This window comes from Sphingomonas benefaciens (genome assembly GCF_052907485.1).
This window is the reverse complement of record NZ_JBREIC010000003.1, coordinates 44,440-59,349: the sequence shown is the minus strand read 5'-3', so window position 1 is coordinate 59,349 and position 14,910 is coordinate 44,440. Positions and strand designations below refer to the sequence as shown.

Below are 14,910 nucleotides of genomic sequence, written 5' to 3'. Positions count from 1 at the left end.
CAGGCCCTATCCGGACCAGTCTGATCTCGTCAGGACTTCCGATGCACGCTGCCGAACTCGCCGAACCGCTTCCCGCCGCCACCACGCTGTCGCGGTCCGCGCAGTTGCGCTGGCTCGGCATCGCCGCCGCGGTGATCGTCGGGGTCGCGCTGCTCATCGCCTTGATCGGCAAGCTGACCCATCACGAGGCCACGCCGCCCGCACCGCTGCCGGCGGGCACGCTGAAGCTGACCGGCGCGCAGATGGCCGGTTTGCAGACGGTGCGCGTCGGCGTCGGCGAGTCGGGCGAACGCACGCTCGCGTCCGGCGCGATCACGGTGGACGGCAACCATTCGACGCCGGTGCTGATGCCCTATTCGGGCCAGGTCGTGCGCGTCCTCGCCGATGCCGGCCAGCGCGTCCGCCAGGGGCAGGCGCTGCTGCTGATCAAGACCAGCGACTTCGTCGACGCGCGCAGCGGGCTGTTCGCGGCGCGGGCGGCGTTGCAGAATGCGCAGGCGCAGCTCGCCACCGCCCAGCGCAACGCCGACCGCCAGCAGCAGATCTACCAGACCGCCGGCGGCGCGCTGAAGGATTATCAGCAGGCCAAGGCCGACCTCATCGCCGCGCAGGCGACGGCGCGCACCGCCGCCGCCTCGCTCGGCGCGGCGCGCGACAAGCTCGCCATCCTCGGCAAGTCGCCGGCCGAGATCGCCCGGCTGGAAAATGCCGGCGAGGTCACCGGCATCCACGACGTCACCACGCTGCATGCCCCGATCAGCGGCCTGATCGCCACGCGCGACGTGTCGGCGGGCGAATATGTCTCGCAGGGCGGCGACAAGCCGGTGATGACGATCACCGATCCGTCGCGCGTCTGGCTCGTCGCGCAGGTCGCGGAAAGCGATGCCAGCGACGTCCATCTCGGCGATGCGGTGACCGTCACGACGCCGGCACTGCCTGGTCGCACCTTCCATGCGACGATCGATCTGGTCGGCGCCGCGCTCGACCCGCAGACGCACCGCCTGCCGGTGCGCGCCAGCATCGCAAATCCCGACGGCGCGCTGAAGCCGCAGATGTTCGCCAGCTTCGCGATCCACCGCCGCAACCTCGGTTCGGCGATCCGCGTTCCGGCGCAGGCAGTGATCCACGAAGGCGATAGCGCGCGCGTCTGGCTGGTTCGTCCCGATGGCCTGCTCGTCTCGCGCAACGTCGAGACCGGCGACGCCACCGACGGCCAGGTGACGATCACCGCCGGGCTGAAGCCGGGCGAGCGGATCGTCACCGCCGGCGCGCTGTTCGTCAACGAAGCGGGCCTCGGCCAGTGAACCGCATCGTCTCCTTCGCGCTGCGCCAGCGGCTGCTGATCGTCGGCGTCTTTGTCGCGATGCTGGTCGCGGGCGTGATCGGCTTCGCCAACCTCAATATCGAGGCCTATCCCGATCCCGTGCCGCCGATGGTCGAGGTGATCACCCAGACCAAGGGCCTGTCGGCGGAGGAGATGGAGCGCAACGTCACCATCCCGATCGAGGTCGGCATGGCGGGCATCCCGCACATGACCGCGATCCGCGCGATCAGCCTGTTCGGGCTGTCCGACGTCAAGATCCAGTTCACCTACGACTACACCAACGAACAGGCCAAGCAGCAGGTCATCAACCGCCTGTCGCAGCTGCCGCCGCTCGCCGGCGGTGCGCAGCCGTCGATCTCGCCGACCAGCCCGGTGGGAGAAATCTACCGCTACAAGATCACCGCGCCGGCCGGCTATTCGGTGATGGACCTGAAGACGATCCAGGACTGGATCCTGGACCGCCGCTTCAAGCGCATTCCGGGCGTGATCGACGTCACCGGCTGGGGCGGCAAGCTCCGGACCTATGACGTCGTCATCGATAACGACCGGCTGGCGGCGCACAACGTCTCGGTCAGCCAGGTGCTGACCGCGCTGTCGAAGAGCGACGGCAACGTCGGCGGCCAGACGATCAACTTCGGAAGCCAGGCGGCGATCGTCCGTGGCGTCGGCCTGATCCAGTCGGTCGGCGGCATCGAGAACGTGCTGGTCGGCACCGCCGGCGGCCAGCCGATCCTGCTCAAGGACGTCGCCCACGTCCAGATCGGCAACGCGCCGCGGCTCGGCATCGCCGGCTACAACGACCAGGACGACATCGTGCAGGGCATCGTGCTGATGCAGCGCGGCGCCCAGTCGATGCCGACGATCAAGGCGGTGCAGAAGGAAGTCGCCGACATCAACGCATCGGGCGTGCTGCCGCCGGGCGTGCAGCTGACCCGCATCTACGACCGGTCGGACCTGATCAACCTGACGATCCACACCGTGCTCGAGAATATGGTGGTCGGCATCCTGCTGATCTTCGCGCTGCAATGGGTGTTCCTGGGCAATCTGAGGAGCGCAGTGATCGTCGCGGCGACGATCCCTTTCGCGCTCGCCTTCGCGATCCTGATCCTCGTGCTGCAGGGCGAGAGCGCCAACCTGCTCTCCGTCGGCGCGCTCGACTTCGGCCTGGTCGTCGACGCCAGCGTGATCATGGTCGAGAACATCTTCCGCCACATGGTCGAACGGTCCGCCCATGTCGAAAGCGGGCGCGGGCATTTCACGCTCGCCAACCGCTTCTCGGCGGTGCTCGGCGCGTCGAGCGAGGTCAGCCGCGGCATCTTCTTCGCCGCCGCGATCATCATCGCCAGCTTCCTGCCGCTGTTCACGCTGACCGGGGTCGAGGGCCACATCTTCGGCCCGATGGCCAAGACCTATGCCTATGCGATCACCGGCGGCCTGCTCGCGACCTTCACCGTCGCGCCGGTGCTGGCGACATTGCTGCTGCCCGACAGACTGTCGGAGGTGGAGACGTGGATCGTCGGCAAGCTGCGCCGCGTCTACGAGCCGGCGGCGGCCTTCGCGCTCGCCAACCGGCTGCTCGCGATCGGCGGCGGCGTGCTGATGCTCGGCCTGGCGGTGGTCGGCGTGCGGTCGCTCGGCATCGAGTTCCTGCCGCACCTCGAAGAGGGCAACATGTACATCCGCGCGACGCTGCCGCCGTCGATCAGCCTCGAGGCGGGGCAGCCGATCGTCAACGGCGTGCGCCGGATCATCGCGCAATATCCGGAAACCACCGCGGTCCTCTCCGCCCACGGCCGCCCCGACGACGGCACCGACGCGACCGGCTTCTTCAACGCCGAATTTTTCGTGCCGCTGAAGCCGTTCGACGAATGGCCGCACGGCATGACCAAGGAAAAGCTGATCGAGGAGCTGTCGAACAAGCTGCAGGCGAAATATCCCGGCGTCGACTTCTCCTTCTCGCAGATCATCGAGGATAACGTCGAGGAGGCGGCGTCGGGGGTGAAGGGCGCCAATTCGATCAAGCTGTTCGGCCCCGACCTCGCCACGCTGGAAAAATACGCCGACCAGATCAAGACGCAGATGGCCAAGGTGCAGGGCATCGAGGATCTGGGCGTGTTCCAATCGCTCGGCCAGCCGACGGTGCGCATCGACGTCGATCGCGGCAAGGCGGCGCGCTACGGCCTGACGCCGGACGACGTCAACGCCACCGTCGCGGCCGCGATCGGCGGCGAATCGACCGCCGATCTGTACGAGGCGGGCACCGACCGGCACTTCCCGATCATGGTGCGGCTGAAGCCCGAACAGCGCGATTCGCTGGAGGCGGTGCGACGCATCACCATCGGCGCGCCCGCCCCCGACGGCACCGGCACGATCCAGGTGCCGCTTTCCGAGGTCGCGGACGTGCGGCTGACCACCGGCGCCTCGTTCATCTATCGCGAGCATCAGGAACGCTACATCCCGATCAAATTCTCGGTGCGCGGCCGCGATCTCGGCGGGGCGGTCGGCGAGGCAAAGGCGCGGATCGCACGCAACGTCCACCTGCCCGCCGGCTATCACCTGGAATGGGCGGGCGAGCTCGACAACCTCCAGAATGCGATCGCGCGGCTGGAGATCGTCGTGCCGATCAGCCTGCTCGTCATCCTGTTGCTGCTCTACGCCAATTTCGGCTCGATCCGCGACAGCCTGCTCGCCTTCTCGGCGATACCGATGGCGATCGTCGGCGGCGTCACCGCGCTGGCGCTGACCGGCACGGCGTTCAGCATCTCGGCCGCGATCGGCTTCGTCGCCTTGTTCGGCATCGCGGTGATGGACGGCATCCTGGTGGTGACGACCTACAACAACACGATCGACGAGGGCGCGAGCCGCGACGTCGCGCTGGCGACGACGGTGAAGAACAGCCTGCGTCCGGTGGTGATGACCTGTCTGGTCGCGGCGATCGGCCTGCTGCCCGCGGCGCTGTCGCACGGCATCGGCAGCCAGGTGCAGAAGCCGCTGGCGCTGGTCGTGGTCGGCGGCATGACGCTGGCGCCGGTGCTGATCCTGCTGCTGCTCCCGGTGCTGATCGCCCGCTTCTCGCATCGCGTGCCGCCGGTCGATCGCGGCGCCCACGGCCGCGACGTCGGCCATCATCCGCGCGATCCCGGCCCCCATGGCCCGGATGCGCCGCAGACGGAGGCGCTGGCATGACGCGGACACGGACGGCGATGCTCGCCACCACCCTGCTCGCCGGCTCGCTGCTCGGCGGATGCGCGGTCGGGCCGCACAATCTCGACGCCCATGCCGTGCTGCCGCCGGCGCCCGCGCCGGTGACGGTGGCGCCTGCCGGCGGCCCGGTGCAGGCGACCGGCACCGCGCCGGTCGCCGCCGACTGGTGGCATGGCTTCGCCAGCCCGTCGCTCGACGCATTGGTCGGCGAGGCGCTGGCGCACAACACCGACGTCGCGGTCGCCGAGGCGACGCTGCGCCAGGCGCAGGAGCAGGCGCGCGCCGCCGGCGCCGCGCTGCTGCCGCAGGCGGACGCCAGCTACCAGGTCGAACGCACGCGCGTGTCGAACGCGCTGTCGCCCGCGGTCGCCGACCAGAACCAGCAGATCTATACGCTGCACACCGCGCAGGTCACCGTCTCCTACGCGCCCGACGTGTTCGGCGGCACCCGCGCCCGCGTCCGCTCGGCGCGGGCCGCGGCGGCGGTCCAGGCGCATCGGCGCGACGCCGCGCGGACCACATTGGTCGCCAATCTGGTCACAGCCGCGATCACCCGCGCCGCCCTGGCCGACCAGATCGTCGCGGCGCAGACCAGCATCCGCGTCAACCGCGACATCCTCGCCGCGCTGCAACGCCGCCAGCAGCTCGGCGACATCGGCCTGGCCGACGTCGCGACGCAGCAGACTGCGCTCGCCACCGCGGAGGGCGTCTTGCCGCCGCTGGTCCGCGCCGAAGCGCAGCAGCGGGTGCTGATCGGCACGCTGATCGGCCGCCCCGCCGGCGATCCGCTGCCGGTGCTGCCCGACATGGCGTCCTTCACCCTGCCCGCCACCCTGCCGGCGATCGTGCCGTCCGATCTGGTCGCGCGCCGCCCCGATGTACGCGCCGCCCAGGCGCAGCTGGAAGGGGCGGGCGCCGATGTCGGCGCAGCGATCGCGGCACGGCTGCCCAGCCTGCAGCTGTCCGCGACCGGCGGCGGCACCGCCCAGCGGTTCGAGGACATGTTCAAGAGCGGCAATCCCTTCTGGACGCTGCTCGGCGGCATCACCCAGCCGATCTTTCATGCCGGCGCGCTGCGTCATCAGCAGAAGGCGGCGGAAGCGGCGCTGGAGGCGGCCAAGGCGCAATATCGCGCCGCGGTACTGCAGGCCTTCGGCGACGTCGCCAATGCGCTGACCGGCCTGACGACCGATGGCGACGCACTGACCGCGGCGACGCGGGCGAGCAATGCCGCCGACCAGGCGCTGACCTTCGCACGGCGGCAGCTGGCGCTGGGCAGCGTCGGCACGCTCAACCTGCTCAACGCCACCGCCGCCGACGCCCAGGCGCGGCAGCAATTGATCCAGGCGCGTGCCGCACGGCTGACCGACACGGTGGCGCTGCTGCAGGCGGCGGGCGGGCCGATCACCGGCTGACGCTCGCTCGGCCGGGCGTGTCGTTGCGTCGGCGGATCGACAGGCGGGTTGCCGCGTTCGATCGGCCGGCGCTATGCGCGCCATCGCGCGGTTCCGCGCGACCGGGATACAGGGGCCGACGGATCCGGCCGAAGGAGACTGGACGACGATGCTGCGCACGCCCTGGACGCTGGCGGCGGTGGCCGCGCTGGCCGCGGGTCTGGTCGGCTGCGCCGCCCCCCGCGTCACGCCGCCGCCGGTCGTCGCGACGCTGCCGCCCCCTCCCCCGCCGCCGCCGACCATGCCGCGCGGCGGCTATGCCGGGATGGAGATCGCCGCCAAGCGCGACGACGGCAGCTACGTCACCCCCAATTTCCAGATGACCGACGCGGCGGCCGTCTGGCATCTGCGCGGCGCGCTGAACGTCGCGGCACTGGCCTGCGACGGTGCGGGCGGCGGAGTCACCGACCCATATAACGCCTGGATCGTCGCCCATCGCGACGGGCTGGACGGTTACGTCAAACGCTACCAGCACGAATGGGAAGAGACGGGCTGGGCCGATTGGCAGGCGGCCTATGACAATCAGCAGACCCGCCTCTACAATTTCTACAGCCAGCCGGCGATCCGCGTCGCCTTCTGCGCGGTCGCGCGGCAGGAGATCGCCGCCGTCGCGCCGGTCGCCGACGCCGATCTGCCGCTGCACGCGCGCGGCGCGCTGGCGCGGCTCGACAAGCCGTTCATCGACTTCTTCACCGCCTTCGACAAATGGCGCGATTATTACGAGCCGAAGGTGACGCCGCCGCCGGTCGTTCCGACGCTGCCCGCCGCGGCGACCCCGGTGGCGACGGTCGCGATCCCGCCGTCGTCCGGTGCGGCTGCGGCGAGTGACGTTGCGGCGCCTGCGGATGTGGGCACGCCTGCTCCCACGGTGAATCCTGCAGCGGAAGCAGCATCGACGTCGCCCGCGCCACCGGAGGTCAAGGCGACGCCGGTGCCGTCGGCGACGCGCCCGGCTGCACCGGGGCAGCCGAGTTCTTGAGAAAGGACGACCTCACGATCCTGTAAGCGCGGAGTACTGGTCGGCGCTGCCGCGATGGGGCACCTCCGGACATCGGCATTTACCGCCTCGGTGATGCTCTTGCCGTGCCAGGTCGTCGGGGGACCGGTCGCACTGCCGCCCTGGGTGGGCAGGTGACGGGGCGGGCGTTTGGCCTATCGCCCTCCGTGGCCTGGACGTTATCGCATCCGGATGGTCATGCCGCGACGGCGAGACTGCGATGTCTTACTGTCGATCAAACGGCCGGCGCCCGTTTCAGCGCGTGACTTCGCGAGATCGCCGGCTGCAGAGATCACCGACCGTCGCATCGATGCGGGTCAGCCCTGCCTAGACTTCGCGGCCGCGGCGGCGAAGCTGTCGTTGGTGAGATCGACCGCATAGGCATTGATGATACCGGGCAGCAGGCCGGGGAATCGTGCCTCCACCTCGTCCCAGCGCGGCGTGTTGCGCACCTCCACCCCATGGCGCTCGCTGCGGATCAGGCCGGCGTCGCGCAGGATCTTGATATGGTTGGACAGCGACGATTTGGGGATCACCCGATCGCCGACGCACGCCACCGCCGAACAGGCGTCGACGCATCCCGCCTTCATGATCGTCGCGAAGATCGCGGCGCGCGCCGGGTCGGACAGTGCGTGCAGGATCGCGTCGGGCCGGATGTCTTCGATCGCCGGGTGGATCAGGGGTCGCATGTTTTTTGCATAAGGGGTCTTGATCCCGCTTCGGTTAGTTCCAGATTCCCGAACTATGGGATTAACGGTTGCCGTCGTGGTGCCGGCCCATAGCAGAAGGTTCAGGTCATGGCGAAACTTAGCGGCAAGGTTGCGATCGTCACGGGGGCATCGAAGGGCATCGGTGCGGGAATCGCCAAGGCGCTGGCCGCGGAGGGCGCAGCGGTGGTGGTCAATTATGCTTCCAGCCAGGCGGATGCCGACGCGGTCGTCGGCGGGATCGCCGCCGCCGGCGGACAGGCGATCGCGGTGCGGGGCGACGTGACCAAGGCGGACGACGCACGGGCATTGGTGACGGCGGCGGTGGAGCGGTTCGGGCGGCTCGACGTATTGGTCAACAATTCCGGCATCTACGAATTCGCGCCGATCGAAGAGGTGACGGAGGAGCATTACCGGCGCCAGTTCGACGTCAACGTGCTCGGCACGCTGCTCGTCACCCAGGCGGCGTCGCCGCACCTTCAGGCCGGGGCGAGCATCGTCAACGTCTCGTCCGCGATCACGCACGTGCATACGCCCGGCGCGGCGGTCTATGCGGGCACGAAAGGCGCGGTGAACGCGATCACCGGTGTGCACGCCAATGAGCTCGCACCGCGCCAGATCCGGGTCAATGCGGTCAGCCCGGGCTTCGTCGTCACCGAGGGAACGCACAGCGCGGGCATCGTCCAGTCGGACATGGCGGCCGGCATCGTCGCGCAGACGCCGCTGGGTCGCGCCGGCCAGCCGGAAGACATTGCCGGCGTCGTCGCCTTCCTCGCCTCCGATGCGGCGGGCTGGCTGACCGGCGAGAATATCACCGCGAGCGGCGGCATCCGCTGATCGGGACGTGCCGCCGGGATGGGCCGATCGGCGCCGCGACGCGTTGTCGACGGCATGCAGACGATCCGCTTCCCCGACGGCACCGTCGTTCCCGCGCTCGGCCAGGGCAGCTGGATGATGGCCGAGAACCCCGCGCGCCGCGGCGATGAGATCGCCGCGCTGCGCAAGGGCGTCGCCCTCGGCATGACGCTGATCGACACGGCCGAAATGTACGCCGACGGCGAATCCGAACGGCTGGTCGGGGAGGCGATCCGCGGCCTGCGCGACGAGGTCTTCCTGGTCAGCAAGGCCTATCCGCAGAATGCGTCGCGCGATCGCCTGCCCCGCGCCTGCGAGGCGAGCCTGGCCCGGCTCGGCACCGACCGCATCGACCTGTACCTACTGCACTGGCGCGGTCGCGTGCCGCTGGCGGAGACGGTGGAGGCGATGGAGCGGCTGGTCGCGGCCGGCAAGATCCGCCGTTGGGGCGTCAGCAATCTCGACTCGGATGACATGGCGGAACTGATTGCGGCCGGCGGCAGCGGCTGCCAGACTGACCAGATCCTCTACAATCTTACCCGCCGCGGACCCGAGCACGACCTGATCCCGTGGCTGGCGCAGCGGCACATGCCGGTCATGGCCTACAGCCCCGTCGAGCAGGGTCGGCTGATCGCCGACCGCGGCCTCGTCCAGTTCGCGCGCGAACGGCAGGTGACGCCGGCCCAGCTCGCGCTCGCCTGGCTGCTGGCGCGCGATGGCGTGCTGGCCATCCCCAAGGCCGGCTCGCTCGCCCATGTCCGCGACAACCGCGCCGCCGCGGATCTGATGCTGACCGCCGAGGATCGCCGGCGCCTGGAGACGATGTTTCCGCGGCCCCGCCAGCGCCAGCCGCTGGAGATGCTGTAGGCCGTCAGGGTCTGGCGGAGGCCTCGTACACGCTGCCCGGCACCGCCGCGACGAAGCGGTCCGCGGCCCATCCCTGCGCCGCCACCGCCTCGGCCAGCGCGGCAGCGGGTTCCTCGCGCGGTTCGTCGGTCAGCTGAAAGGTACCCCAGTGAATGCCGAGCGCGCGGCGCGCCTCCACCGTCGCGCAAATCCGTACCGCCTCGGCGGGATCGACATGCTGCGCCGCCATGAACCAGCGCGGCGCATAGGCGCCGATCGGGATCAGCGCGAGGTCGGGCGCACCGAGCCTGGCGCGGACCTCGCCGAAGATGGTGCCGTCGCCATAGCCGGTGTCGCCGACGAACCAGATTGTGCCCGCCGGCGTGGCGAGATGATGCCCCGACCACAAGGCCATGCGCACGTCGCTCGGCCAGCGGTTCGCCCAGTGATAGGCGGGGGTCAGCGTCGTCGCGATCCCCTCGCCCAGCGTCAGCCGGTCCCACCAGTCGCCGGTGACGCAGCGGGCGCCGGGCACCGCGGCGCGGACGATCGTGTCGTTGCCCAGCGGCATCGCCATCAGCGGCGCATGCGCGGCCTGCAGCCGACGCAGCGTCGCGACGTCGCAATGGTCGTAATGGCAGTGGCTGAGCAGCACGACGTCGATCGGCGGCAGGTCGTCAAAGGCGATTCCCGGCTCGGTCACCCGCTGCGGACCGGCGAACCGGAACGGGCTGGCGCGCGGCGACCAGATCGGGTCGGTGAGGATGTTGATCCCCGCCGCCTGGATCAGCAGCGTCGCATGACCGACCATCGTCACCCGCAGCCCGGCGACGCGGGCCGCGGGGCGCGCCTTCGTCACCGGCACGGATCTGGGCCAGCGCGCCGTCTCGCCCGCCAGTCGCCAGCGAATCAGGTCGCGCAGGCCGCGATCGGTCGGCGGCTGGCCCGGATTGAAGAAGCGGGTGCCGTCGAAATGATCGCTCGGCGGCCCCTGGTAATAACGGTTGCGCGCCATCAGCCGCGCGGTCGGATCAACGCCCGTCCCGCGTGGCGAGGTAGCGTTCCAGATCGTCGCTGCCGCCGATCCGCTCGCCATCAATCTCGATCTGCGGGGTGGTGTCGACGCCGCGGTCCGCCTTGAACGCCTCGACCGCCTCGCGGTCTTCGAGGATGCGGTCGTCGACCGTATAGCCCGCCGCCTCCAGCATCGCCTTGGCACGAACGCCGAACGGACAGACATGGTCGGGCAGGACCATACGGTAGAGGATCGCAGTCTGCGCGTCGGCCATCACATCGCTCCATGGCGGCCGGGGCGCCGCCGCGCCAACAAGCGCCCGGCCCCCACCGGCGTTCCGAACTGCCCGAATCGGCCAGAGCGCGCAATCATCCGGTCGCGCCCTTTGCGATCAGGTCGGCGAGGCGGACCGGCGCGAAGCCACGGGGATCGACGCCGACGTCGAACTGCCGCGGCATCGGCTTCAACCGGCCATGGCTGTGGCCGTGCAGGTTGATCGCGCCCTTGTGCTGGCCGTTCCAGCTGCGGAAGGGGTAATGGCACAGCACGAGGGCGTGGCCGTCGACTGTGACTTCGGCATAGTCGCCGACGCTCGCCCACCCCGCCGCCAGCCCCGTCGCCTCCGGATCGTTGTTGCCGCGGAGCAGGTGTTTGTCACCGTGCAGCTGCGCGAGCAGCGCCGCCACGTCCGCCGGCCGCCGCGCCACGTCGCCGAGATGCCAGACGACGTCCTGCGGCCCGACCGTCGCATTCCAGCGCGCGATCAGCTGCGCGTCCATCTCGGCGACGCTGGCGAACGGCCGGCGCTGGATGTTGATCGTGCGGTGGTCGCCGAAATGCGTGTCGGCGGTGAAGAAGACGCTCATGTCCAATAGAGGATGCGCGCCGCCGGCAGCAGCACGGCGATCCGCTCCTCGAAGAAGCCGCGCAGCGCGCGCATCGTCGCCGTGTCGTACACCTGTTTCTCCGTGCCGAACTTCGTCCGCTTGGTGGTGCGGTTGCCGCCGCCCATGTCGAGCGACGAGCCCGGATACCAGCTGTCGAGCACGGCCTTCGAACCGGCGGTGAAGCGGTGGGTGATCAGTTCGATCGTCAGGTCGAGCCCCGGCATGTCCGCCAGCGCGGCGGCGGCCGCCACCAGCAGTCCGTCATAGGCTTCACGCCAGCCGTCGGCGGCGATGATCGGCGCGATCGTCAGCCCGACCGGATAGCCCGCCGCGGCCATCCGGCCGAGCGCCGCCAGCCGCGCCGCCACCGGTGCGGTGCCGCCCTCGAAGCGGGCGAAACGCGCGGGATTTATCGAGGCCCGCATCCGCGTCCGCCCGCGATGATCGAGGGTCAGCAGCGGCGCGACGTCGGCGAACTTGCTGGTGAAACGCAGCTGCGCCGGGACATCCCACCCGCCGAACCAGGCGATGGCGGTCGACAGCGATCCCGTGATCGGCTCCAACGCGAGCGGATCGGTGTAGCACGACGCCTCGAAGGTCGTGCCCTCATGCGCCCGCGCCGCGCTGCGCGAGGTGACCGCACCCTGCCCCAGATAGGCAGGCAGGCCCGCGAGGATCTCGTCGAGATTGGCGTAGACGCGCGTGATCGGCGGCCCCTTCAACGAACCGGCGAGATAGCAATAGCTGCAATGCGCCGGGCATCCTTCGGCCAGGTCGACGCGCCAGTCCGCGCTCGGTGCGATCGGCTGCAGCCTACGCTTCGACGGCGGCGCGACGACGACGGCCAGCGTCGACTTGGCGGCGGCATAGGCCTGGCGCGGATCGTCGGACAGGTCGAGCGCCAGCCGGTCGCCGGCCAGCACTTGCACCTCGACGTCGAGCGCGGCGGCACGATCCGCGATCGCGCGGCCATGCGCGAACCCCATCGCCGCGCGCGTCACCAGGAGGCGACGCGGCCGCCAAGCTCGTTCCGTTCCCGCGTCCGATACCGCCCTGCTCGCCATTCCCACCCAACGAACGGCATCGGCAAATGTCCCCGCCGACGCTAAGGGACATATTGTGACCACAACCGCGCGGCACAGGCGCGGTCGATCACTGCGGTTCCTCGTGAGGGCAAGCCGGTTCGGATGTCGCGTCTTCTTCGTACACTGGGCGGCCTGGCCCTGATCCTGGCCGGCGTCGCCGCCGATGCCGCCCCGTCGCCCTTCGACCTGACCGGCCCGCGGCTGGAGGTGGCGGTGACCCGCAACGGCCAGACGCTGCCGCTGGAATGGGTGCCCAACCTTGCCGAAGGCGACCGCATCTCGGTCAAGCTGACGCTGCCGTCCGGCCAGGCCGACCAATTCCGCCTCGTCTCCGCCTTCCTGCGCGGCCCCATCGACCGGCCGCCCGACGATTGGTTTCACGACACGGTGACCGGCAAGAGCAAGGCGGGCGACCTGTCGCTGGTCGTGCCCAAGGGCGCGCAGCAGCTCGTCCTGTTCGCGCTGCCGGTGCACCAGGCGGGCAAGAAGTCGATCGTCAGCGCGGTCCGCAAACAACCCGGCACCTTCGTCCGCGCCGCACAGGACCTCAACCAGGCGTCGCTCGACCGGGCGCGGCTCGACACCTATCTCGACATGCTGTTCCAGGTCGGGCGCGAGGATCCGACCGCGGTCAACGCCGCCTCGCAGGCGTTGACCCGCAGCCTGGCGATCAAGCTCAAGACCGAATGCCTGCAGCAGCCCGCCGCCCTGCAGGCCGCCTGCCTGACCGGCGATCGCGAGACCCTGCTGTTCGCCGATACGCACAGTTCCGCGCTGGCCGACACGCTGACCGGCGCGCCGGTCGACCTCGCCTTCCAGCTCAGCGCGACACCGCAGGCGGGCTATGGCACCTACAGTTCCTATATCGGGGTGGTCCGCGATCTGTTCCGGCTGTTCGGCGCCTTCCAGTCGACCCAGCTGCAATTCGTCCCCGCGCTCGCCAAGATGGGGGACGGCGGCGTCACCCTGCTGCTCAACACGCCCTTGTCCTTCGCCAAGCCGGCCTCGGTCATGGTCATCGGCCTGCCGGCGATCGAGGCCGCCAAGCCGCCTCCCTTGCAGGCCGCGGGCGACGCGCCGCTGCTCTGCGGCAATGTCGGTGCGGTCTTGCCGGTCGAAGGCGCGCCATTGGTGTTCGCGACCCGCTATGCCCATGCGATGACGCTGCGGCTCGACGGCGCGGGCGGCGCACCGGTCGACATCCCCGTCCATGCCGATCCGCGCCGCGGCGGCTTCGTGCTCGACAAGGGATTGCCCGACGTAGGCCGCGGCGCGACCGTCACCGGCCGCCTGCGCGGCAATTGGGGCTTTACCCCGTTCGACGGGCCGCGCTTCCGCCTGTCGGACCCGCGCGTACAGCATTGGGCGGCGGCGCCGGATGCATCTCTGGTCGTCGGGCGCACCAACAGCCTGACGCTGAAGGGGGATGGCGGCGGCTGCATCACCCGGGTCGAGGCGCGGATCGGCGACGACGCGCCGCAGACCGTGACCTGGAAGCAGGTCGGCACCGATGCGATCAGCATCGACCTGCCGCTCACCAAGGCCGCACCGGGACCGGTGACGCTGACCATCGCCGCGACCGGCCAGGCGACGCCGGTCTCGCTCTCCGTTCCTGCGCTGCAGGAGGTCGGCCGGATCGACGCGCTGACCTTCGCCGCCGGCGACAACGAGGCGGTGCTGACCGGGTCGCGGCTCGATCAGGTGCGCAGCGTCGCGATCGCTGGCAGCGAATGGCAGCCGGGTGCCCTGACGCGCGCGACCAATACCGACCGGCTGATGCTGCAACCGCGCGATCCCGCCGCGGCGGCCAAATTGACCGAGGGCGCGCGGCTCAACGCAGAGGTCACCTTCACCGGCAACCGCCACAGGACGGTCACGCTCACCGTGGCGGCGGCGCGGCAGACCCCCGTCCTGCTGCATCGCAGTGTCGAGCGGCCACCGCATGCCGGTTCGCTGCCGATCGCCCTCGGCCCCGACACGATGTTCGCGCAGGACGGCCGTGTCACCTTCGCCTTCCGCCTCGATCCGGCGACCCCGCTGACCGGGGCGGAGACGATCGAGATCGGCACCGTCGCCGGCGATGCGGTCACGTCGATCGCCCAGGGCAAGGGCTATGACCTGCAGGATACGACCACCGGCATCGTCGCCTTCGTCCCGGCCGAGACGCTCGGCACGGCGGTGCACGGTGCGCTGCAGTTCCGCATCGTCCGCAATGGCGAGGCAAGCCGCTGGACCGCGCTCGGCACGGCCGTCCGCCTGCCGGACGTCCAGTCCGTCGCCTGCCTTGCGACCGCACCGGCGCATTGCACGGTCAGCGGCAACCGGCTGTTCCTGATCGCCACGATCGCCGCCGGGACGGATGGGCCGGCGCAGGCGGTTCCCGACGGCTTCACCGCCGGGTCGGTCGATGTGCCGCTGTCCGCCCGGGCAATGCCCGGCAGCCTGACGCTGCGCCTGCGCGACGCTCCGGAAGCGACCGGCACGGTGACGATCCCGCCGAAAGGCTAGTCGGGGGCTAGTCGGGCATGGCGTGGCC

At 70.3% G+C, this 14,910-nt stretch carries 12 protein-coding genes; 7 read left to right on the top strand and 5 right to left on the bottom strand.

What is annotated here, in order from left to right; all coding sequences use genetic code 11:
- Positions 1-41: 41 nt before the first annotated feature.
- The 4 genes from ACU5AX_RS11390 to ACU5AX_RS11375 all read left to right on the top strand — a co-directional run bounded on the left by ACU5AX_RS11390 (position 42) and on the right by ACU5AX_RS11375 (position 6,961).
- Entirely contained in the window at positions 42-1,304 is a 1,263-nt protein-coding gene (locus ACU5AX_RS11390) for an efflux RND transporter periplasmic adaptor subunit (RefSeq protein WP_446691011.1), read from the top strand.
- Positions 1,301-4,510 carry an efflux RND transporter permease subunit gene (locus ACU5AX_RS11385; RefSeq protein ID WP_446691010.1) on the top strand — a complete coding sequence of 1,070 codons (3,210 nt, stop codon included), beginning with the start codon at positions 1,301-1,303 and terminating at the stop codon, positions 4,508-4,510. The genes ACU5AX_RS11390 and ACU5AX_RS11385 overlap by 4 nt, the downstream gene beginning before the upstream one ends.
- Positions 4,507-5,943 carry an efflux transporter outer membrane subunit gene (locus ACU5AX_RS11380; protein ID WP_446691009.1) on the top strand — a complete coding sequence of 479 codons (1,437 nt, stop codon included), beginning with the start codon at positions 4,507-4,509 and terminating at the stop codon, positions 5,941-5,943. The genes ACU5AX_RS11385 and ACU5AX_RS11380 overlap by 4 nt, the downstream gene beginning before the upstream one ends.
- 73 nt (positions 5,944-6,016) lie before the next feature.
- The gene (locus tag ACU5AX_RS11375; RefSeq protein WP_446691008.1) at positions 6,017-6,961 is read left to right on the top strand and encodes a hypothetical protein; all 945 of its coding nucleotides are present in this window, start codon (positions 6,017-6,019) and stop codon (positions 6,959-6,961) included.
- Between the two features lie 335 nt (positions 6,962-7,296).
- Here the strand turns inward: ACU5AX_RS11375 and ACU5AX_RS11370 are convergent, their stop codons facing one another.
- The gene (locus ACU5AX_RS11370; protein WP_446691007.1) at positions 7,297-7,668 is read right to left on the bottom strand and encodes an ArsR/SmtB family transcription factor; all 372 of its coding nucleotides are present in this window, start codon (positions 7,666-7,668) and stop codon (positions 7,297-7,299) included.
- Positions 7,669-7,776: 108 nt separating this feature from the next.
- Here ACU5AX_RS11370 and ACU5AX_RS11365 point away from each other — a divergent pair, with 108 nt between their 5' ends.
- On the top strand, positions 7,777-8,523 hold the full coding sequence (locus ACU5AX_RS11365) for a glucose 1-dehydrogenase (RefSeq protein ID WP_446691006.1): 747 nt from the start codon (positions 7,777-7,779) through the stop codon (positions 8,521-8,523).
- A 54-nt stretch (positions 8,524-8,577) separates the two neighbouring features.
- The gene (locus ACU5AX_RS11360; RefSeq protein ID WP_446691005.1) at positions 8,578-9,408 is read left to right on the top strand and encodes an aldo/keto reductase; all 831 of its coding nucleotides are present in this window, start codon (positions 8,578-8,580) and stop codon (positions 9,406-9,408) included.
- A 4-nt stretch (positions 9,409-9,412) separates the two neighbouring features.
- On the opposite strand, the gene ACU5AX_RS11355 is transcribed toward ACU5AX_RS11360, so the two are convergent.
- The 4 genes from ACU5AX_RS11355 to ACU5AX_RS11340 all read right to left on the bottom strand — a co-directional run bounded on the left by ACU5AX_RS11355 (position 9,413) and on the right by ACU5AX_RS11340 (position 12,275).
- Complete coding sequence (locus tag ACU5AX_RS11355) at positions 9,413-10,402, bottom strand: MBL fold metallo-hydrolase (protein WP_446691004.1); 990 nt, start codon at positions 10,400-10,402, stop codon at positions 9,413-9,415.
- A 16-nt stretch (positions 10,403-10,418) separates the two neighbouring features.
- Positions 10,419-10,676, bottom strand: a complete 258-nt coding sequence (locus ACU5AX_RS11350; protein ID WP_198354978.1) for a glutaredoxin domain-containing protein — start codon at positions 10,674-10,676, stop codon at positions 10,419-10,421.
- Between the two features lie 94 nt (positions 10,677-10,770).
- Positions 10,771-11,268 carry a metallophosphoesterase family protein gene (locus ACU5AX_RS11345; RefSeq protein ID WP_446691003.1) on the bottom strand — a complete coding sequence of 166 codons (498 nt, stop codon included), beginning with the start codon at positions 11,266-11,268 and terminating at the stop codon, positions 10,771-10,773.
- Positions 11,265-12,275, bottom strand: coding sequence for an SPL family radical SAM protein (locus ACU5AX_RS11340; protein ID WP_446691002.1), 1,011 nt, complete (start codon positions 12,273-12,275; stop codon positions 11,265-11,267). Before ACU5AX_RS11340 ends, ACU5AX_RS11345 begins: the two co-directional genes overlap by 4 nt.
- Before the next feature lie 201 nt (positions 12,276-12,476).
- On the opposite strand from ACU5AX_RS11340, the gene ACU5AX_RS11335 reads away from it, so the two are divergent.
- On the top strand, positions 12,477-14,882 hold the full coding sequence (locus ACU5AX_RS11335) for a hypothetical protein (RefSeq protein ID WP_446691001.1): 2,406 nt from the start codon (positions 12,477-12,479) through the stop codon (positions 14,880-14,882).
- Positions 14,883-14,910 lie beyond the last annotated feature (28 nt).

Coding starts and splice junctions, on each gene's coding strand:
- ACU5AX_RS11390 (WP_446691011.1), top strand. CDS start 42: ATGCACGCTGCCGAACTCGCCGAACCGCTTCCCGCCGCCACCACGCTG.
- ACU5AX_RS11380 (WP_446691009.1), top strand. CDS start 4,507: ATGACGCGGACACGGACGGCGATGCTCGCCACCACCCTGCTCGCCGGC.
- ACU5AX_RS11375 (WP_446691008.1), top strand. CDS start 6,017: ATGCGCGCCATCGCGCGGTTCCGCGCGACCGGGATACAGGGGCCGACG.
- ACU5AX_RS11370 (WP_446691007.1), bottom strand. CDS start 7,668: ATGCGACCCCTGATCCACCCGGCGATCGAAGACATCCGGCCCGACGCG.
- ACU5AX_RS11365 (WP_446691006.1), top strand. CDS start 7,777: ATGGCGAAACTTAGCGGCAAGGTTGCGATCGTCACGGGGGCATCGAAG.
- ACU5AX_RS11360 (WP_446691005.1), top strand. CDS start 8,578: ATGCAGACGATCCGCTTCCCCGACGGCACCGTCGTTCCCGCGCTCGGC.
- ACU5AX_RS11355 (WP_446691004.1), bottom strand. CDS start 10,402: ATGGCGCGCAACCGTTATTACCAGGGGCCGCCGAGCGATCATTTCGAC.
- ACU5AX_RS11350 (WP_198354978.1), bottom strand. CDS start 10,676: ATGGCCGACGCGCAGACTGCGATCCTCTACCGTATGGTCCTGCCCGAC.
- ACU5AX_RS11345 (WP_446691003.1), bottom strand. CDS start 11,268: ATGAGCGTCTTCTTCACCGCCGACACGCATTTCGGCGACCACCGCACG.
- ACU5AX_RS11340 (WP_446691002.1), bottom strand. CDS start 12,275: ATGGGGTTCGCGCATGGCCGCGCGATCGCGGATCGTGCCGCCGCGCTC.
- ACU5AX_RS11335 (WP_446691001.1), top strand. CDS start 12,477: ATGTCGCGTCTTCTTCGTACACTGGGCGGCCTGGCCCTGATCCTGGCC.